The following is an 18,754-nucleotide window of genomic DNA, read 5'->3' as shown; positions in this document are numbered from 1 at the left end:
GGATTAGGTGCGGTCCCCGAAGATCGTGCGGTGCCAGTCCTTCGCGGCCACCGCGGTGTTGTCGTACATCACGTGCTTGACCTGCGTGTACTCCTCGAAGGAGTACGTGCTCATGTCCTTTCCGAAGCCGCTGGCCTTGTAGCCCCCGTGCGGCATCTCGCTGATGATCGGGATGTGGTCGTTGACCCAGACGCAGCCCGCCTTGAGTTCGCGGGTGGCGCGGTTCGCCCGGTAGACGTCCCGGCTCCAGGCGGAGGCGGCGAGGCCGTACGGGGTGTCGTTGGCCAGCGCGATGCCCTCGTCGTCGGTGTCGAAGGGCAGGACGACGAGGACCGGGCCGAAGATCTCGGACTGGACCACCTCGCTGTCCTGGGCGGCGCCGGTGATCAGGGTCGGCCGGTAGTACGCGCCGTCCGCGAGGTCCCCCGCGGGGATCTCGCCGCCGGTGACGACGGTGGCGTACGCGCGGGCGCGCTCGACGAAACCGGCGACCCGGTCGCGCTGGGCGTGCGAGACCAGCGGGCCGAGGTCGGTGTCCGGGTCGAAGGGGTCTCCGACGCGGACGCCTCCCATCAGCTCGGCGACCCGGGCGACGAACGCGTCGTGCAGCGGGCGCTGGACGTAGGCGCGGGTGGCGGCCGTGCAGTCCTGCCCGGTGTTGATGAGGGAGGCGGCTACGGCCCCGTGCGCGGCGGCCTCCAGGTCGGCGTCGTCGAAGACCAGGAAGGGGGCCTTGCCGCCGAGCTCCAGGTGCAGCCGCTTGACGGTGGCCGTGGCGATCTCGGCGACCCGCTTGCCGACGGCGGTGGAACCGGTGAAGGAGGTCATCACCACGTCCGGGTGGCCGACCAGGTGCTCGCCCGCGTCCCGGCCGGCTCCGGTGACGATGTTGACCACGCCGTCGGGCAGGCCCGCCTCCTTGGCCGCCTGGGCGAACATCAGGGAGGTCAGCGGGGTGAGCTCCGCGGGCTTGAGGACGATGGTGTTGCCCGCCGCGATCGCAGGGAGGATCTTCCAGGCGGCCATCTGCAGCGGATAGTTCCAGGGTGCGATGGAGCCCACGACCCCGATCGCCTCCCGGCGCACGTACGAGGTGTGGTCCCCGGAGTACTCGGCGGCGGCCTGCCCCTGGAGGTGGCGTGCGGCTCCCGCGAAGAACGCGGTGTTGTCGACCGTCCCCGGCACGTCGAACTCCGTCGACAGCCTGACCGGCTTGCCGCACTGGAGGGACTCGGCGGCCGCGAACTCCCCGGCCCGCTCCGCCAGCACGGCCGCCAGCCGGTGCAGCGCCTCCGAGCGCTCGCCGGGGGTGGCGCCGGACCAGCCGGGGAAGGCCCGCTTGGCGGCGGCGACGGCCGCGTCCACGTCCGCGGGAGAGGCCAGCTCGTAGGTGAGCACCTCCTCACCCGTCGCGGGATCGATCACGGTGTGTGACCGGCCCGAGGTGCCGGGCCTCAGCTGCCCGTCGATGTACTGCGCGCCCGCGGCGAAGCACTCCTTGACCTGGACCTTGACCTGGAAGCGGTTGCCCATCACGCTCTCACGCTCTCCGTAGCTACAGTTCGAGCAGCAGCTCGAATTGAGTGCCGATCCTGACAGAGGGAGACCCCTCGGCCAAGTGATTCCGTTGTTGCCTTTTGATTACGCGACGGAATCGGTCGACCATGTGTCGAGGCGCGCCCGAAATCCCGTACGAAGTGTCCGTGGCTCCTGTCAGACTCGCGTGCATGGAGATGATCGAGGAACTGATCGGGCAGGTCAGCCGGGGTGAGCGGGTGAAGTTCCTGCCGTTCTGGGGACACCGCCCGCGGCCCGACGGGAGCCTCGGGCCGAGCTGTCTCAGCCAGTGGTGGCCGTCCGAGTTCACCGTGGGTGACGTGAGGTACGCCACCGCCGAGCACTGGATGATGGCCGGAAAGGCCCGGCTCTTCGGCGACGCCGAGGCCGAGCGGGCGGCACTGGGGGCGACGACCCCCGCCGAGGCGAAGAAGGCCGGACGGCTGGTGCGCGGCTTCGACGACGCCGTGTGGCAGCGGGAGCGGTTCGCGCTGGTGGTGGAGGGCAGCGTGCACAAGTTCGGCTCCGGCCCGGCCCTGAAGTCGTACCTGCTGAGCACCGGGGACCGGGTGCTGGTGGAGGCCAGCCCGATGGACCGGATCTGGGGCATAGGCCTCGCGGCCGACGACGAGCGCGCGCTGGACCCGGCGCGCTGGCGCGGGCTGAACCTGCTGGGCTTCGCCCTGATGGAGGCCCGGGAGCGGCTGCGCGCAGGGGCGTGACCCGGATCCGGATCGTCCGGCGACCACAGGGGGGCGGGGGCACACCCGGGGAACGGGGCCGGGCCGGAGCGTGATGCTCCGGCCCGGCCCCCCGCGCTGCCCGTAAGGGGCCGGCGGCTCAGCCCCGGTAGACGACCTTGGTGTTCTCGTACGGAGTCGAGTAGTCCGAGTCGTAGTCGGAACCGCCCTCGTCGAGCATGAGGGCGAAGACGGCGATCGCGATGAACACGCAGCTCACCACGATGCCGACCGCGCCCGTGATGACACCGGCCAGCGCCATCCCGTCGTTGTCGGCCTCACCGCGCTTGGCCTTGCCGCGGCCCAGCACACCGAAGATGACGGCGGGTATCCCGAACAGGATGCCGCCGTAGCAGCTGATCACGGCGATGATCCCGAGCACGAGCGCGGTGACCCCGAAGCCGTTGCTCTTGGGCGCGTACGGATATCCGGGGAGGCCCTGGTACCCGGGGTAGGCCGGGTAACCGGCGTACCCCGCCTGCGGGGCCGGCGGCTGCGCGGGGTACCCGTAGCCCGCGGGGGCCTGCGGCGCCGGGTAACCGTAGCCGTCGGGGGCCGGCTGGGCCGGGTACCCGTAGGCGGGCGGCGGGCCCGGCTGGGGCGCGGGAGCCGACGCGGGCGAAGACGCGGGCGGTTGGCCGGATATCGCCGTGTCCGCGGGCGCACCCGGCATGCCCGCGACCGTCGGCTGGTCGTGGACCCCCGATACGCCCGGCGTGCCCTGCTGCTTGCCCAGATCGACCGCGGGCCGCTCCGGCGGCGCCCACGGGTCTCGCGGCTCGGGGCTCTGTTCGGTCATAAGGCGCCCCCCTCTCGTACAGCCATGCTATGCGTTGCCTCGGACACTCCCGGTCCTGCCTACGATGAAGGCCGTTCCGTCCGCACCGCGCCCTTCCGGAGGCACCCTCATGCCCGACCTGCACCCCTTCATCGCGGGGCTGCCCAAGGCCGAACTGCACGTCCACCACGTCGGTTCGGCCTCGCCCCGCATCGTCGCCGAACTCGCCTCCCGGCATCCCGACTCCAAGGTGCCGACGGACCCGGAGGCCCTCGCCGACTACTTCACCTTCACCGACTTCGGGCACTTCATCGACGTCTACCTCTCCGTCGTCGACCTGGTCCGCACCCCCGACGACGTACGCCACCTCACCTTCGAGGTCGCCCGCGACATGGCCCGGCAGAACATCCGGTACGCCGAGCTGACCATCACCCCGTACTCCTCCACCCGTCGCGGCATCGACGAGAAGGCCTTCATGGCCGCCATCGAGGACGCCCGCGAGGCCGCCGAGACCGAGCTCGGCGTCATCCTGCGCTGGTGCTTCGACATCCCCGGCGAAGCCGGCCTGGACGCCGCCGCCGAGACCCTGCGCCTCGCCGTCGACCTGCGCCCCGCGGGCCTGGTCTCCTTCGGCCTCGGCGGCCCCGAGATCGGTGTACCGCGCCCGCAGTTCAAGCCGTACTTCGACGCGGCCCGCGCCGCCGGTCTCCACAGCGTGCCGCACTCCGGCGAGACCACCGGCCCGGAGAGCATCTGGGACGCCATCCGCGAGCTGGGCGCCGAGCGCATCGGCCACGGCACCAGCGCCACGCAGGACCCCGAGCTGCTCGCCTACCTCGCCGAGCACCGCATCGCGCTGGAGGTCTGCCCGACCTCCAACATCGCCACCCGCGCGGTCACCGACCTCGACCTGCACCCGGTCAAGGAGATGGTGGCGGCCGGCGTCCTCGTCACCATCAACAGCGACGACCCGCCGATGTTCGGCTCGGACCTCAACAACGAGTACGCGGTGGCCGCCCGGCTGCTGGACCTCGACGAGCTCGGCCTCGCGCAGCTCGCGAAGAACGCCGTGGAGGCCTCGTTCCTGGACCCGGCGGGCAAGGCGAAGCTCGCCGCCGAGATCGACACGTACACCACCGCCTGGCTGGCCCCCTGACGCCTGCGCAGAATGGGCGCATGCGCACCTTGACTGCCGTAGGCCACCGCGGGGATCCCTACCGCGTCCGAGAGAACACCCTCCCCTCGATCCGCTCCGCGTTCGCCCGCGGGGCGGACGCGGTGGAGATCGACGTGCGGATGACCCGCGACGGGGTCCCCGTCCTGCTCCACGACGAGGACCTGCGGCGGCTGTGGGGCCACGACGTCCGGCTCGACGCCGTCACGGCGCCCCAGCTCGAGGAGCTGACGGGCGGCCAGGTCCCCACCCTGCGCGACGCCCTGACGGCGGCCGGCGGAGGCCGGGTCATGCTCGACCTGCCGGGTGCGTCGGCCGAGTCCGTGCGGACCGTCGTCGGCCAGGTCCGCGAGTGCGGGGCGCGCGAGCGCACGTACTACTGCGCGGGCCCGGACACCATGCTGGCGGTGCGCGCCGCCGATCCGGGCGCCGAGATCGCGCTGACCTGGACCACGCTCTCACCGCCGCGCCGGGTGCTGATCGACGCGGTGGCCCCGAGCTTCCTCAACTACCGCTTCGGGCTGCTCGGCCGGGAGCTCGTGGACGCCCTGCACCGCGACGGCCTGCTGGTGTCCGCCTGGACCCCGGACACCAAGCGGTCCCTGCGCGGGCTGATCAGGGCCGGGGTCGACTCGATCACCACGAACCGGATGGAGGCGCTGCAAGCCGTACGGGCCGAGCTCGGCCGGTGACACGGGCCCGGGGGGGGCTCGGAGCCCGGATCCGGCGGGCCGGTCCGCGGCGGCAGGACCTGGGGCGGAGGCGGGGGACGGCGCGGCGGCGGTGGCGGCGGTGCACGCGCTGCGGCCCGACGTGGCGCTCCTGGACATCCGAGGCCGTCGGGGCGCGCGTCCTGAAGCCGCTGGGTCTGCGGGACACCTCGTTCCCGGGCCGTTTCCAGACCCGCGCCCCGGGTCCCCACAACCACGGCTACCAGGCGGTGGCGGGCGCCGACGGCTCGACAGGGCTGCGGGACGTGACCGAGTGGAACTCCTCGGACCGGTGGGCGGCGGACGACATCATCTCGACCACGGCCGATCCGGAGCCGTTCACCTCGCCCTGTTCAGCGGGCGGATCGGCCCGCGGCGGGCGCGGTGGCGGCCGCCGGGGCGGGCACGGGGGCCGGGGCCGGGCCGGCGTCCGTCGCCAGGGCCTCCAGACGCTTGATCATGCGGCGCAGGACCAGCAGGGGAAGCACCCCGAAGACGCCGAAGGACATGTCGATCACCGACCACCAGAAGGGGATGCCCCGGATGGGGCCGCAGATCAGGGCCAGCGGGATGATGCCGCCGCAGGCGATCATGCCGGCGTCCACGATCCAGACGTTGCGGACCGGGTCGCGGTGGACCCCGTAGAAGAAGACGGCGATCACCAGGTGGGCGAAGGCGAGCCAGTCGGTGCCGTAGAGGAGGAAGGGGTACCGGGAATCCGCCTCGTCCAGTCCGTCGCCGACCCGCCGCAGCCACTCGTTGTCCATCAGGGCATTGGCCCAGTGGAGTTCACTGACCAGGGGGAAGGCCGTGAGTCCGCTGAGCACCAGGCAGACGAGGAACAGGGTCAACCAGGCACGGATCCGCCGCTCAAGGGCGCTTCTCTCACTCATGGAAGGAAGCCTACCCAGGTTTCTGAACATGTTCAGCACAATCTCTGAACACGTTCAGTTCCGTGGTCGGACCGTGACCGGGCGCCCGCTCCTCACAGACCGACGAGGGCGTTCCAGCGCTTGGCGAAGGGCGCCCGCTCGGCGGAGGAGATGTCGCGGGACACGACGAGCCGCTTGCGCATCTCCTCGTCGGGGAAGATCAGCGGGTTCTCGGCCAGTTCGGCGGTCTCCTTGTCGTCGGAGGCGGCCAGCACCTCGCGGGCGGCGGGGACCGGGCAGACGTAGTTGACGGAAGCGGCGAGCTCCGCGGCCACGGCGGGGTCGTAGTAGTAGTCGACCAGGGCCTCCGCGTTGGCCTTGTGCCGGGCGAGGTTGGGGATGAGCAGGCTCTCCGCCCAGAGTTCGGCCCCCTCCTCGGGGACCACGAACTCGATGTCGGGGTTGTCGGCCTGCAGCTGGATCACGTCCCCGGAGTAGGCCTGGCAGGCCAGGACGTCGCCCTTGCTGAGATCGGAGGTGTAGTCGTTGCCGGTGAAGCGGCGGATGTGCTTCTTCTTCACCATGCTCTCCACCCGGTCGCACATCCGGTGGAAGTCGGACTCGGTCCACCGGGTGACGTCGACGCCCTCGCCCTGCATCAGCAGGGAGAAGGACTCGTCGAGCCCGGAGAACAGCGTGACCTTGCCGGCCAGGTCCGGCTGCCACAGGTCCTCGACCGACCTGATCTCCCGGCCGAGCGCCTTGCGGTTGTAGGCGATGCCGGTGATCCCGGACTGCCAGGGCACGGTGTGCAGCCGGCCCTCGTCGAAGGCCGGGGAGCGCAGCTGGGGGTCCAGGTACTTCGCGACGTTGCCCTGCGTCGAGCGGTCCATCTTCTGGGCCCAGCCCAGGTGGACGAAGCGGGCGGCCATCCAGTCGCTGACCACGAGCACGTCGTGGCCGGTCTCCTGGTGGTTCATCAGCGCCGGGCTGACCTTGCCGAAGAACTCGTCGTTGTCGTTGATCTCCTCGGTGTACCGGACCTCGATGCCGGTCTTCTCCGAGAAGGCGTCCAGCGTCGGCCGCCGGCTCTCGTCCTCGTCGTCCGTGTCGATGTAGAGCGGCCAGTTGGAGAAGGAGACGCGTCGGTCGTGCTCCGAGCGGTCCCGGCCCTCCCGCCGGGTCTCGGGGACGTAGGCGGCGGGGACGCCACAGCCGGTGAGGGCGGCCAGCAGGCCCGCGGCACCGAGGCCGCGCATCGCCGCGCGGCGGGAGAAGGCGAGTTCAGGCATGCGCAAAGCCTCGGCGAACGCGAAGGGGCGGGCAATAGACATGTTGTCTACTGCCCGCCCCTTCAAGGCCTTGCCCTGAACAGTGCGCCCGGTGCGGCGACCGGTCAGCCGTCGAGCGAGGTCATCACGTGCTTGATGCGGGTGTAGTCCTCGAAGCCGTAGGCGGAGAGGTCCTTGCCGTAGCCGGACTTCTTGAATCCGCCGTGGGGCATCTCGGCGACGAGCGGGATGTGGGTGTTGATCCACACGCAGCCGAAGTCGAGGTTCTTGGACATCCGCATCGCGCGGCCGTGGTTCTTGGTCCACACCGAGGAGGCGAGGGCGAACTCGACGCCGTTCGCGTACTCCAGGGCCTGGCCCTCGTCCGTGAAGGACTGGACCGTGATGACGGGTCCGAAGACCTCGTTCTGGATGATCTCGTCGTCCTGCTCGAGGCCCGAGACCACGGTCGGGGCGTAGAAGTAGCCCTTCTCGCCGACCTGGTGGCCGCCCGCCTCGACCTTGGCGTGCGCGGGGAGGCGCTCGATGAAGCCGGCGACCTGCTTCAGCTGGTTCGGGTTGTTCAGCGGGCCGTAGAGCACGTCCTCGTCGTCCGGCTGCCCGGTCTTGGTGTCCGCCGCGTTCTTGGCGAGCGCCGCGACGAACTCGTCGTGGATCGACTCGTGGACGATGACGCGGGTGGCCGCGGTGCAGTCCTGGCCGGCGTTGAAGAAGCCCGCGACCGCGATGTCCTCGGCGGCCTTGGCGATGTCCGCGTCCTCGAAGACCACGACCGGGGCCTTGCCGCCGAGCTCCAGGTGGACGCGCTTGACGTCCTTGGCGGCGCTCTCGGCGACCTGCATGCCCGCGCGCACGGAGCCCGTGATGGAAGCCATCGCCGGGGTGGGGTGCTCGACCATGGCCCTGCCGGTCTCGCGGTCGCCGCAGACGACGTTGAAGACGCCCTTGGGCAGGATCGAGTCGATGATCTCGGCCATCAGGATGGTGGAGGCCGGCGTGGTGTCCGAGGGCTTGAGGACCACGGTGTTGCCGGCGGCGAGGGCCGGGGCGAACTTCCAGACGGCCATCATCATCGGGTAGTTCCACGGCGCCACCTGGGCGCAGACGCCGACCGGCTCACGGCGGACGATGGAGGTCATTCCCTCCATGTACTCGCCGGCCGAACGGCCCTCGAGCAGGCGCGCGGCGCCCGCGAAGAAGCGGATCTGGTCCACCATCGGCGGCAGCTCCTCGCTGGCCGTGAGGCCGAGCGGCTTGCCGGTGTTCTCCGATTCGGTGGCGACGAGCTCGTCGGCGCGCGCCTCGAAGGCGTCCGCGATCCTGAGCAGCGCCTTCTGGCGCGCGGCGGGGGTCGTGTCGCGCCAGCCCGGGAAGGCGGCCGCGGCGGCGGCCATCGCGGCGTCCACGTCCGCCTGGCCGGAGAGCGGAGCGGTCGCGTACGCCTCGCCCGTGGCGGGGTTGACCACCTCGGTGGTGCGCCCGTCGGCGGCGTCCTTGAACTCCCCGCCGATGTAGTTGCGCAGACGACGCAGTTCGGTGGTCACTACAGCCACACTCCCGTGATCACATGTCCAATGGATGAGACAGCTACCCAGCTTAACCCCTCGGACGCCGTTTTCGACAGGCCCACCCACCACCAACTACGGAATCAGTGAGATCTGACTTCCGAAACAACGAATTACATCGTTCCCGCCTTGCGGAACAGACGACTCCTCGTGCAGAGTGAGCTCGTGGTCAGTCGAAGCGCAGATTCCAGGAACAGACAACCGTCCCCTTCGGTCGATGCTGTGTCCCTGGCGATCATCGAGCAACTGCAAGAGGACGGTCGCCGTCCCTACGCAGCGATCGGCAAGGCCGTAGGCCTGTCCGAAGCGGCGGTGCGCCAGCGGGTACAGAAGCTCCTCGACCAGGGCGTCATGCAGATCGTCGCCGTCACCGACCCGCTCACCGTGGGGCTGCGGCGCCAGGCGATGGTCGGCATCAACGTCGAGGGAGACCTCGACCCGGTGGCCGACGCGCTGACCGCCATGGCCGAGTGCGAGTACGTGGTGATGACCGCGGGCTCGTTCGACCTGATGGTGGAAATCGTCTGCGAGGACGACGACCACCTACTCGAAACGATCAACAAGAAGATCCGTGCGCTCCCCGGCGTGCGATCAACCGAAAGCTTCGTTTACCTGAAGCTGAAGAAGCAGACCTACATGTGGGGAACGCGATAGCCGTGAGCCAGGACCTCTCCAAGACCGCCTACGACCACCTGTGGATGCACTTCACCCGCATGTCGTCGTACGAGAACTCGCCCGTCCCCACCATCGTGCGCGGCGAGGGCACCTACATCTTCGACGACAAGGGCAAGCGCTACCTGGACGGTCTCGCCGGACTCTTCGTGGTCAACGCCGGTCACGGCCGCAAGGAACTGGCCGAGGTCGCGTACAAGCAGGCCCAGGAGCTGGCCTTCTTCCCCATCTGGTCGTACGCGCACCCCAAGGCCGTCGAGCTCGCCGAGCGCCTCGCGCACTATGCCCCGGGCGACCTGAACAAGGTCTTCTTCACCACCGGCGGCGGCGAGGCCGTCGAGACCGCGTGGAAGCTCGCCAAGCAGTACTTCAAGCTGCAGGGCAAGCACACCAAGTACAAGGTCATCTCGCGTGCGGTCGCCTACCACGGCACCCCGCAGGGCGCCCTGTCGATCACCGGCCTGCCGGCCCTGAAGGCCCCCTTCGAGCCGCTGGTCCCCGGCGCGCACAAGGTGCCGAACACCAACATCTACCGCGCCCCGATCTACGGCGACGACCCCGAGGCCTACGGCCGCTGGTGCGCCGACCAGATCGAGCAGGAGATCCTCTTCGAGGGCGCCGACACCGTCGCCGCCGTGTTCCTCGAGCCGGTGCAGAACGCCGGCGGCTGCTTCCCGCCGCCGCCCGGGTACTTCCAGCGGGTCCGCGAGATCTGCGACGAGTACGACGTCCTGCTCGTCTCCGACGAGACGATCTGCGCGTTCGGCCGTCTCGGCACGATGTTCGCCTGTGACAAGTTCGACTACATCCCGGACATGATCACCTGCGCGAAGGGCATGACCTCGGGCTACTCCCCGATCGGTGCCTGCATCATCTCGGACCGGCTCGCCGAGCCGTTCTACAAGGGTGACAACACCTTCCTGCACGGCTACACCTTCGGCGGGCACCCGGTGTCCTCCGCGGTGGCGCTCGCCAACCTCGACATCTTCGACAAGGAAGGCCTCAACCAGCACGTGCTGGACAACGAGGACGCCTTCCGCTCGACGCTGGAGAAGCTGCACGACCTGCCGATCGTCGGCGACGTCCGCGGCAACGGCTACTTCTACGGCATCGAGCTCGTCAAGGACAAGGTCACCAAGGAGTCCTTCACGGACGAGGAGACGGAGCGCGTCCTCTACGGCTTCCTCTCCAAGGCCCTCTTCGAGAACGGGCTGTACTGCCGCGCCGACGACCGTGGCGACCCGGTCATCCAGCTGGCCCCGCCGCTGACGGCCGACCAGGGCACCTTCGACGAGATCGAGGGCATCCTGCGCCGCGTCCTCACCGAGGCCTGGACCAAGCTCTAACCAGCAGCCGGCAACAGGCCGCACATCGTCCGGTCACACGGCCCGGATCCTCCGTTCGAGTGAGAACGCGGGGGTCCGGGCCGTGTGCTGTCACCATCCAAGACGTTCATCTCCTTACATCTCATTGCGGCGCCAGTGACCTACGCGGGCTCCGCTTCGTTCCCCGGACGGAGGTGTACGCCATGGTGGCTCCGGACAACGCCCCACCGGATGATGACGTCCTGTGGGCACGGTCCCTGCACTACTCCCACTGCGGTTCGCCCGGCCTCATCGGAGTCTCGATCGGCGTCCGCGCGGGTGAGATCCTCGCCGTCACCGGCCCCCGCGGCAGTGGAAAGACCACCCTGCTGCGCTGCCTGTCGGGGCAGCTGCTGCCCGAACAGGGCGAGGTCTGGTTCAACGGCGTCGCCCTGCACACCATGGGGCCATCGGTCCGCGAGCGGCTGCGCCGCGACCGCTTCGGCTGGATCGGCCCCGAACCGCAGCTGCTGCCCGAGCTCCGGGTGTGGGAGAACGCCGCCCTGCCGCTGCTGCTCGCGGGCACGAGCCACCGCAGGGCCAAACGGGCCGCCTGCGAATGGCTGGAGCGCCTCGACATCGGTGCCTTCGCCCGCAAGCACCCCGGCGCGCTCACCCGGGCCGAGTCCCAGCGCGTCGCCCTCGCCCGCGCCCTCGTGAGCGAGCCCGCCGTGATCTTCGCGGACGAGCCCACGGCCCCCCTGCACCGCGGCGAGCACGCCCTGCTGCTGCGCACGCTCACCAGCGCGGCCCGCACGCACGAGATCACCGTGCTGCTGGCCACCCACGACGGGGAGACCGCGGCCGCCGCCGACCGGCACGTCGCCCTGCTCGACGGCCGGCCCGCCGGGGCCGCAGCCTCCCCCCAGACCGCCTTCCCCCAGCCCCCGGAGGACCAGGCCGCGTGCTCGCTCTCCGCCTAGCCCGCGGCTCCGGGCCGCTCGTCCAACTGCGCCGGCTGCTCGTCGCCGCGGCTTCCGCCGGCAGCGGCTTCCTGCTGCTCTACGTGCTCGCGCAGGCCGCGGCCCGGCCCGCCGGATCGTTCCCCCAGCTGCTGTGGGCCCTGGTGCCGCTCGCCGCCACCGTCCAGTTCGCCGTCTCCGTGGCCCGCTGCGACCCGGCGACCCGCCCCCGGGAAGGGCTGGACGCCGCCGGGCTGGGACCCGTACGGCTCACCCTGGTCGCGGCGGTCTCCACCGCCGTCGCCTGCACCCTCGGCAGCGCCGTGGCCCTGGCCGTCTTCCTCCACCTGCGGGGAGACGTCACCGGGCTGCCCTTCGACGGGGCCGGGGCGAAACTGCTCCACGCCGAGCTGCCCCTGCCCGTGGCCGCAGCCCTCACCCTGCTGTCCCTGCTCCCGGTGGCCGCCTCGGCCGCCACCGCCCTCGCCCTGCGGCCCCGCCCCCGGCCGGCCCCGCACGCCGTCCTGCCCTGGGGCATCGCCCTCACCGCCTGCGGACTCGCCGCCCTGGCCACCACCGGGCCCGCCGGCATCGGCCTGCCGGCGGGCTGGGCGCTGACCGCCGTCGGGCTCGCCCTCGCCGGTCCCGGGCTCGCCTACGCCTGCGGAGCACTCGTCCAGGCCGTACGCCCCGGCGCGCTGCGGCTGCTGGCCGGGCGGGCCCTCCAGGAGGAGGCCCCGCGGCTCGGCGCACCGCTGGGCGTGCTGTGCGCGATCGGGGCGGGAGCGCTCAGCGTCGTGGCGCTGCGCGGGCGCGGCGGCCTCCAGGTCCCGTTCGGCCCGCTCACCGCACCCGCCGTCGCCCTGGTGGTGCTGTGCGCGGCCGCGACGTTGCTCACATCCGCGGTCGAGGTGCACCAGGCCCGCACCGGCACCCGCGCGACCCTGGCCGGGCTCGGAGCCCCGGGCAAAGTACTGCGCGGCGCCGCGACGTTGCGGGCCGGCGCACTGGTCGCCGTGGCCCTGCCGCTCGTCTGGGGTGTGGCACAGCTGACGTCGCTGGCATTGACCCGCTGAGGCGGGCAGCCCTTAGTGTGGGCCGAATGGTCAACGCAGACATCGAGATCGAGACGCTCGCCGAATTCGACCGGGTCGCGGCCCGCGGCTCACTCAGCGGGTACCGGATCCAGTCGCTCAACCTGCTGGAGCGGACCTTCGCCCTGCTGTCCGCCGACACCTCCGCGGCCGTGTTCCTGGGCTGCGCGATGGAGTCCGACGCCTCGGCGAAGGTGCGCGCGGACGGCGCGCTGGTCTTCCCACCCGTCCCCGACCTGCCCTTCAACCCCTACCGGGGCCTCCTGTACACGGCCGAGGAGCTGTTCACGGGACTCGCGCAGGGATACGGGGCCACCCCGGACGCCGAGGCCTACGCCTGGTTCCAGGAGACCCGGGCGGACGGGGACGTCTACGCCTCGATGCTCCGCTCCATCCACGACGACGCCATCTCCGACGCCCTCGACGAGCACCTCGCCGGCGCCCGCGTGGTCGGCGTGATGGGCGGCCACGCCATGGTCCGCGGCGGCGACGCGTACCGGGGCGCGGCGGAACTCGGCCGGTCCCTGAGCCGCTCCGGGCTCACCGTGGCCACCGGCGGCGGCCCCGGCGCCATGGAGGCGGCCAATCTCGGCGCGTACCTCGCCCCCGCCCCCGACGACGCCCTGCCCGAAGCCCTGAAGATCCTGGCCGAGGCCCCGTCCTTCGCACCCTCCGTCTCCGACTGGGCCCGGGCCGCCTTCGCCGTCCGCGAGCGCTGGCCGGCCGTCCTCGGCGGCGACTCGGTGGGCATCCCCACCTGGTTCTACGGACACGAGCCGCCGAACGTCTTCGCCGGGCACATCGCGAAGTACTTCGCGAACGCCACCCGGGAGGACGGGCTCCTCGCCCGGTGCGACGCCGGCGTGGTGTTCCTGCCGGGTGCCGCGGGCACGGTCCAGGAGATCTTCGACAACGCGACGCCGAACTACTACGCGTCGCGGGCCGAGCCCACGCCGATGATCCTCGTCGACCGGGCCCACTGGACCGAGCACCTCCCGGCCTGGCCGCTGCTCCAGGCGCTGGCGCGCGGCCGCGCGATGGAGTCGCGGATCGCCCTCGTGGACTCGGTGGAAGAGGTTCCGGCGGTACTCGCCACAATGTCCTGACCGCGGCCAGGCAACTTCCCGGGCGTTCCGCACGTCTGGCAGAGGTACGCCCACACCGCAAAACCTGCCAGACGTGAACGGAGCCCCCGGGTGCTCATAGGCCTGCTGACCGCTATCGCGGCGTCCATCTGCTACGGCACGGGATCCGTCCTGCAAGCCGTGGGCTCCCGGCGCGCGGCCCGGACGTCCCCGGCCGCCGCCGGGGTCACCCAGCACGGCGGCCCGAACCTCGCGTCCACCGCGAAGGCCGCGATGACCTGGGAGTTCATCGTCGGCACGATCCTGGACTTCGTGGGCTTCGGCCTCGGGGCCCTGGCCGCGCGCCTCCTGCCGCTGTTCCTCTCCCAGACGGTCATCAGCGCCAACCTGGTGATCACCGCCGTGCTGAGCGTGAAGATGCTCGGGATCCGGCTGACGCGCAAGGAATGGACCTCGATCGGCGTGGTCTGCGCCGCGCTCGTCCTCCTGGCGACGGCGGCGGGGCACGAGGGCGGCCACTACGCGCCGGCCGCCACGCACTGGTGGCTGCTGGCGGTGACCGTACTGATCATCGTCGGCGGCACGGTGGCGGTACGCCTCCTCGGCGCCCGGGCCGCGATCCTGGCGGGCCTGCTGTCGGGTCTGGCCTTCGGCGCGCTGGGTGTCGGGGTCCGCATCCTGAACGGCATCGAGCCCTTCTCCCTCACGTCGCTCCTCGCCGACCCGGCCCTCTACGCCATCGTCCTGGCGGGAGCCGGCGGCATGTACCTCCACACGGTGGCGCTCCAGATCGGCTCGGTGAACGGCGCGACCGCCGCCCTCGTGGTCGGCGAAACCGTCCTCCCCGGCGCGATCGGCGTCCTGTGGCTCGGCGACGCGTCCCGCCCCGGCCTGGCCTGGCTGGCGGTCCTCGGCTTCGTCCTGGCCGTCGCCGGCGCGGTGGCGGTGGCCTGGTACGGCAACCACGACGAGGCACAGGCACCCGCGGAGCTCAGCCCCGCGGGCGTCTGAGGCACGGGGTACGGCGCGCGGCCGCGTCCTCGGGGGCCCGGGTGAGGGAGGGCATCCGGGTGAGGGAGGGCGTCCGGGTGAGGCAGGGCGTCCGCGCGGCGGCGCCCTACTCCTCGGGCAGCACGACCACCTCGCCCGGGGCGAAGGTCACCGCAACCCGGTCCCCGACGGCCGGGGCCCCGGCCAGAGAGCACTCCGCCTCCAGCACCGGCCCCTCCCTCGGCCGCAGCAACAGCGCGACGTGGGTTCCCCGGAACGTCCGCGACATCACCTCGCAGGCGAGCCCTTCGGGTGACAGCACCACCCCCGCCGGCCGGATCAGTACGCGCCGCGCCCCCCGCGCGGCCCCGTCGGGAACCGGCACGGCGCCCCAGGGCGTCGCCGCCACCCCGTCCGACACCACCGCCGGCGCCACGTTCTCGAAGCCGAGGAACCGGGCCACGAACTCCGAGGCCGGCCGCTCCCACACCTCCAGCGGAGTCCCCGCCTGCGCGATCCGCCCGTCCCGCATCACGACCACCCGGTCGGCCAGCGCGAACGCCTCGCCCTGATCGTGCGTGACGGCCAGGACGGTCGTCCCCAGTCGCGAGAACAGCCCCTGGAGCTCCACGACCAGCCGCTCCCGCAGCCCCCGGTCCAGTTGTCCCAGGGGCTCGTCCAGCATCAGGAGCCTCGGTGACGGCGCCAGCGCCCGCGCCAGCGCCACGCGCTGCTGCTCGCCGCCGGACAGCGAGGCCACCGCCCGGCCCTGGGCCCCGGGGAGGCCGACCAGCTCCAGGAGCTCCGCGACCCGGTTCCCGGAGGACGCCTTCGAGGAGCCCCGCATCCGCAGTCCGAACGCGATGTTCCCGCCCACGTCCCGGTGCGGGAACAGCTGGTGGTCCTGGAACATCAGGCCCACCCCCCGCTTGTGCACGGGCACGCCAGCCTGGTCGGCGCCGCCGAGCAGCACCCGCCCCCGCGCGACGGGCTGGAGCCCGGCCACCACCCGCAGCAGGGTGGACTTGCCGCTCCCGCTCGGCCCGAGCACGCACACGATCTCGTGCTCGGCGACCTTCAGGTCCACGGCGTCGACGACCGCCCGCTCACCGAAGCGGACCGACACCTCTTCCAGCTGAAGCAGTGTCATCAGAACTCTCCGGAAGTCTTGTCGGACCGCAGTCGCTCCAGCAGGAGCAGCGACACCGCGCACACCAGCATCAGGATCGTGCTCAGGGCCATCGCCTGCCCGTAGTTCATCTCCCCGGGCCGCCCCAGCAGCCGAGCGACCGCGACGGGCAGCGTCGGACGGTCGGGGCGCGCGATGAACACGGTCGCCCCGAACTCCCCGAGGGACACGGCGAAGGCGAAGCCCGCCGCGATCAGCAGGGCCCGGCGCACCATCGGCAGGTCCACCTCCCGCCAGGCCCGCAGCGGCGAGGCCCCGAGCACGGCGGCGGCCTCACGCAGCCGCGCGTCCACCGCCCGCAGCACGGGCAGCATGGTCCGTACGACGAAGGGGACGCCCACCAGCGCCTGGGCCAGCGGCACCAGGATCCACGAGGTCCGCAGGTCCAGGGGCGGCTCGTCCAGGGTGATGAGGAAGCCGAAGCCGACCGTCACGGCCGACACCCCGAGCGGCAGCATCAGCAGCACGTCGAAGCCCCGTACGAAGCGGCCCGCGCGCCGGGTCAGGGCGGCGGCCGCGAGTCCGCCGACGACCAGCGCGATGGCGGTGGCGGCGAGCGCGTACCGCAGGGAGTTCCAGACGGCCTCCAGCGGAGGCACCAGAAACGTCCCACCGCCCGCGCCGGCCTCCTGGAGCGCCCGGTAGAAGCCGAACCCGTGTCCGCCGGGGGCGTCCAGCGACCTCTCGACCAGCACGGCGAGGGGCGCCACGATCAGCAGCAGCACCGTCAGCAGGACCCCGCCGAGCAGGGAGCGCTGCGCCCAGCCGCGCGGCCGGTGCGCGGTGCGCGCCGGGTCGACGAGACGCAGCGCGGTCTCCCGTCGGCGCACGGTCCAGGCGTGCACGCCGAGGATCCCTCCGATGGCGGCGAACTGCACCATCGTCAGTACCGCGGCGGTCGACAGGTCCAGGAGCTGCGCGGTCTGCCGGTAGACCTCCACCTCCAGGGTGGAGTACGCGGGGCCGCCGAGGATCTGCACGACCCCGAAGGAGCTGAAGGTGAACAGGAACACCATGAGCGAGGCGGCGCCCACCGCCGGGACGAGCGCGGGCAGCGTCACCCGCCGCCAGGCGGCGAACCGCCCGGCGCCCAGCACCCGGGCGGCCTCCTCCTGGCGCGGGTCCAGCTGCGCCCACAGTCCGCCGACGGTCCGGACGACGACGGCGTAGTTGAAGAAGACGTGGGCGAGCAGGATCGCCCACACGGTCGTGTCGAGGCGGATCCCCCACACCTCGTCCAGCAGACCGCCGCGCCCCACCAGCGCCAGGAAGGCGGTGCCGACCACCACCGTGGGCAGGACGAAGGGCACGGTCACCAGCGCCCGCAGCAGCTGTTTGCCGGGGAACTCGAAGCGCGCGAAGACGTACGCGCCGGGGAGTGCGACCAGGAGGGTGAGCGCCGTCGACGCGAGCGCCTGCCAGGTGGTGAACCAGAGCACGTCGCCGATGTCGGGCCGGGCCAGCACCTCCCCGATCCGGCCGAACTGCCAGCCCTCGTCGGTCTTGAGCCCGCGTCCGACGATCGCGGCGACGGGGTAGGCGAAGAACAGCCCGAAGAAGACGAGCGGCACGGCCATCAGACCGAGCCTGACGGCCGTGGCCCGCCCGCTCTCCTTCGGTGCGGTGTGCACGGGTCCCGCTACTTCACGACGAGCGCGGACCAGGCCTTGACCCACTCGTCGCGGTTCTTCGCGATGGCGTCGGGGGTCACCGTCTCCGGCTTCTCGATCACGACGCCGTGCTTCGTGAACAGCTCCGGCAGCTTCGCGTCCCGGGTCACCGGGTTCACGAACATCTGGAGCGGCATGTCCTCCTGGAACTTCTTGGAGATCAGGAAGTCGAGGAGCGCCTTGCCGCCCTCCACGTTCTTCGCGCCCTTCAGCAGGCCCGCGAACTCGGTCTGCCGGAAGCAGGTACCCGTCGCGACGCCCGTGGGGGCCTCGGCCGGCTGCGGCTCGCCGTAGAGGACCTCGACCGGCGGGCTGGAGGCGTAGGAGACGACGAGCGGGCGGTCGCCCTTGGCCTTCTTGCCGCCGGCCGAGCCGGAGAACCGCTCGTTGTAGGCCTGCTCCCAGCCGTCGACGACCTCGACGCCGTTGGCCTTGAGCTTGCTCCAGTAGTCCTTCCAGCCGTCCTCGCCGTACTTGCCGGCGGAGGCGAGGAGGAAGCCGAGGCCGGGCGAGGAGGTCGCGGCGTTCTCGGTGACCAGCAGGTCCTTGTACTCGGGCTTGACGAGGTCGTCCAGCGTCTGCGGCGGGGCGAGCTTCTTGTCGGCGAAGTAGGCCTTGTCGTAGTTGACGCAGATGTCACCGGAGTCGACCGGGGTGACGCGGTGCTCCTTGTCGAGCACGAACTCGGGCTTCACGCCGGCGAGCCCCTCGGCCTCGTACGGCGTGAAGATGCCGTTGTCGAGTGCGCGGGAGAGGAGCGTGTTGTCCACGCCGAAGAAGACGTCGCCGCGCGGGGAGCCCTTGGTCAGGATCTCCTGGTTCAGCGCGGCGCCGGCGTCGCCCGACTTCAGGACCTTGACGCTGTAACCGCTCTGCTGCTCGAACTCCTTGAGGACCGTGTCGGTCACGTTGAAGGAGTCGTGCGAGACCAGGGTGATCGTCTTGGACCCGGGGGCGTCGCCCCCGGACTTGTCCTCGGCCTTGCCGCCGCAGGCGCTGAGCGTGCTGACGCCGAGCGCGGCCGCGAGCGCGACGCCCGCGAGCTTCTTGGTGGTGCTCACTGGTGATTCCTCCTGGGATGTCCAGGAGAAGACGCGGCC

General features: G+C 71.5%; 18 protein-coding genes. 9 read left to right on the top strand and 9 right to left on the bottom strand.

Going from position 1 to position 18,754, the window contains the following annotated elements:
• Positions 1-3 precede the first annotated feature (3 nt).
• The gene (locus ABZY44_RS13925) at positions 4-1,533 is read right to left on the bottom strand and encodes a gamma-aminobutyraldehyde dehydrogenase (protein ID WP_356653346.1); all 1,530 of its coding nucleotides are present in this window, start codon (positions 1,531-1,533) and stop codon (positions 4-6) included.
• Between the two features lie 194 nt (positions 1,534-1,727).
• Between ABZY44_RS13925 and ABZY44_RS13920 the strand changes: the two genes are divergently transcribed.
• On the top strand, positions 1,728-2,279 hold the full coding sequence (locus ABZY44_RS13920; RefSeq protein WP_356653288.1) for an NADAR family protein: 552 nt from the start codon (positions 1,728-1,730) through the stop codon (positions 2,277-2,279).
• 118 nt (positions 2,280-2,397) lie between these two features.
• Here the strand turns inward: ABZY44_RS13920 and ABZY44_RS13915 are convergent, their stop codons facing one another.
• Positions 2,398-3,096 carry a DUF4190 domain-containing protein gene (locus tag ABZY44_RS13915; protein ID WP_356653286.1) on the bottom strand — a complete coding sequence of 233 codons (699 nt, stop codon included), beginning with the start codon at positions 3,094-3,096 and terminating at the stop codon, positions 2,398-2,400.
• A gap of 109 nt (positions 3,097-3,205) precedes the next feature.
• Between ABZY44_RS13915 and ABZY44_RS13910 the strand changes: the two genes are divergently transcribed.
• Both ABZY44_RS13910 and ABZY44_RS13905 read left to right on the top strand, forming a co-directional pair.
• On the top strand, positions 3,206-4,231 hold the full coding sequence (locus ABZY44_RS13910) for an adenosine deaminase (protein ID WP_356653284.1): 1,026 nt from the start codon (positions 3,206-3,208) through the stop codon (positions 4,229-4,231).
• A gap of 20 nt (positions 4,232-4,251) precedes the next feature.
• Positions 4,252-4,941 carry a glycerophosphodiester phosphodiesterase gene (locus ABZY44_RS13905; RefSeq protein ID WP_356653282.1) on the top strand — a complete coding sequence of 230 codons (690 nt, stop codon included), beginning with the start codon at positions 4,252-4,254 and terminating at the stop codon, positions 4,939-4,941.
• 238 nt (positions 4,942-5,179) lie between these two features.
• On the opposite strand, the gene ABZY44_RS13900 is transcribed toward ABZY44_RS13905, so the two are convergent.
• The 4 genes from ABZY44_RS13900 to ABZY44_RS13885 all read right to left on the bottom strand — a co-directional run bounded on the left by ABZY44_RS13900 (position 5,180) and on the right by ABZY44_RS13885 (position 8,667).
• Complete coding sequence (locus tag ABZY44_RS13900; protein WP_356653280.1) at positions 5,180-5,302, bottom strand: hypothetical protein; 123 nt, start codon at positions 5,300-5,302, stop codon at positions 5,180-5,182.
• A gap of 10 nt (positions 5,303-5,312) precedes the next feature.
• Positions 5,313-5,852 (bottom strand): hypothetical protein, encoded by a 540-nt coding sequence (locus ABZY44_RS13895; protein ID WP_356653278.1) that lies wholly within the window; start codon positions 5,850-5,852, stop codon positions 5,313-5,315.
• Positions 5,853-5,944: 92 nt separating this feature from the next.
• Positions 5,945-7,123, bottom strand: a complete 1,179-nt coding sequence (locus ABZY44_RS13890) for a spermidine/putrescine ABC transporter substrate-binding protein (RefSeq protein WP_356653276.1) — start codon at positions 7,121-7,123, stop codon at positions 5,945-5,947.
• Positions 7,124-7,227: 104 nt separating this feature from the next.
• Complete coding sequence (locus ABZY44_RS13885; RefSeq protein WP_356653274.1) at positions 7,228-8,667, bottom strand: gamma-aminobutyraldehyde dehydrogenase; 1,440 nt, start codon at positions 8,665-8,667, stop codon at positions 7,228-7,230.
• Positions 8,668-8,838: 171 nt separating this feature from the next.
• On the opposite strand from ABZY44_RS13885, the gene ABZY44_RS13880 reads away from it, so the two are divergent.
• From ABZY44_RS13880 to ABZY44_RS13855, 6 genes are all read left to right on the top strand, one after another.
• Complete coding sequence (locus ABZY44_RS13880) at positions 8,839-9,342, top strand: Lrp/AsnC family transcriptional regulator (RefSeq protein WP_356653272.1); 504 nt, start codon at positions 8,839-8,841, stop codon at positions 9,340-9,342.
• Positions 9,327-10,706: an aspartate aminotransferase family protein gene (locus tag ABZY44_RS13875; RefSeq protein ID WP_356653270.1), complete on the top strand. Its 1,380-nt coding sequence runs from the start codon at positions 9,327-9,329 to the stop codon at positions 10,704-10,706. The genes ABZY44_RS13880 and ABZY44_RS13875 overlap by 16 nt, the downstream gene beginning before the upstream one ends.
• A gap of 182 nt (positions 10,707-10,888) precedes the next feature.
• Complete coding sequence (locus tag ABZY44_RS13870; RefSeq protein ID WP_356653268.1) at positions 10,889-11,647, top strand: ATP-binding cassette domain-containing protein; 759 nt, start codon at positions 10,889-10,891, stop codon at positions 11,645-11,647.
• Positions 11,629-12,702 carry a hypothetical protein gene (locus ABZY44_RS13865; RefSeq protein WP_356653266.1) on the top strand — a complete coding sequence of 358 codons (1,074 nt, stop codon included), beginning with the start codon at positions 11,629-11,631 and terminating at the stop codon, positions 12,700-12,702. The genes ABZY44_RS13870 and ABZY44_RS13865 overlap by 19 nt, the downstream gene beginning before the upstream one ends.
• A gap of 26 nt (positions 12,703-12,728) precedes the next feature.
• Complete coding sequence (locus ABZY44_RS13860) at positions 12,729-13,826, top strand: Rossmann fold nucleotide-binding protein (protein ID WP_356653264.1); 1,098 nt, start codon at positions 12,729-12,731, stop codon at positions 13,824-13,826.
• A 90-nt stretch (positions 13,827-13,916) separates the two neighbouring features.
• Positions 13,917-14,816, top strand: a complete 900-nt coding sequence (locus ABZY44_RS13855; protein ID WP_356653262.1) for a hypothetical protein — start codon at positions 13,917-13,919, stop codon at positions 14,814-14,816.
• Positions 14,817-14,922: 106 nt separating this feature from the next.
• Here the strand turns inward: ABZY44_RS13855 and ABZY44_RS13850 are convergent, their stop codons facing one another.
• From ABZY44_RS13850 to ABZY44_RS13840, 3 genes are all read right to left on the bottom strand, one after another.
• Positions 14,923-15,945, bottom strand: coding sequence for an ABC transporter ATP-binding protein (locus ABZY44_RS13850; protein ID WP_356653260.1), 1,023 nt, complete (start codon positions 15,943-15,945; stop codon positions 14,923-14,925).
• Positions 15,945-17,561: an iron ABC transporter permease gene (locus tag ABZY44_RS13845; protein WP_356653344.1), complete on the bottom strand. Its 1,617-nt coding sequence runs from the start codon at positions 17,559-17,561 to the stop codon at positions 15,945-15,947. Before ABZY44_RS13845 ends, ABZY44_RS13850 begins: the two co-directional genes overlap by 1 nt.
• A gap of 62 nt (positions 17,562-17,623) precedes the next feature.
• The gene (locus tag ABZY44_RS13840) at positions 17,624-18,715 is read right to left on the bottom strand and encodes a thiamine ABC transporter substrate-binding protein (protein WP_356653258.1); all 1,092 of its coding nucleotides are present in this window, start codon (positions 18,713-18,715) and stop codon (positions 17,624-17,626) included.
• Positions 18,716-18,754 lie beyond the last annotated feature (39 nt).

Source organism: Streptomyces sp. NPDC006544 (assembly GCF_040611715.1).
In the GTDB taxonomy this organism is placed as follows: domain Bacteria; phylum Actinomycetota; class Actinomycetes; order Streptomycetales; family Streptomycetaceae; genus Streptomyces.
This window is presented reverse-complemented; position numbering and strand designations above follow the sequence as displayed.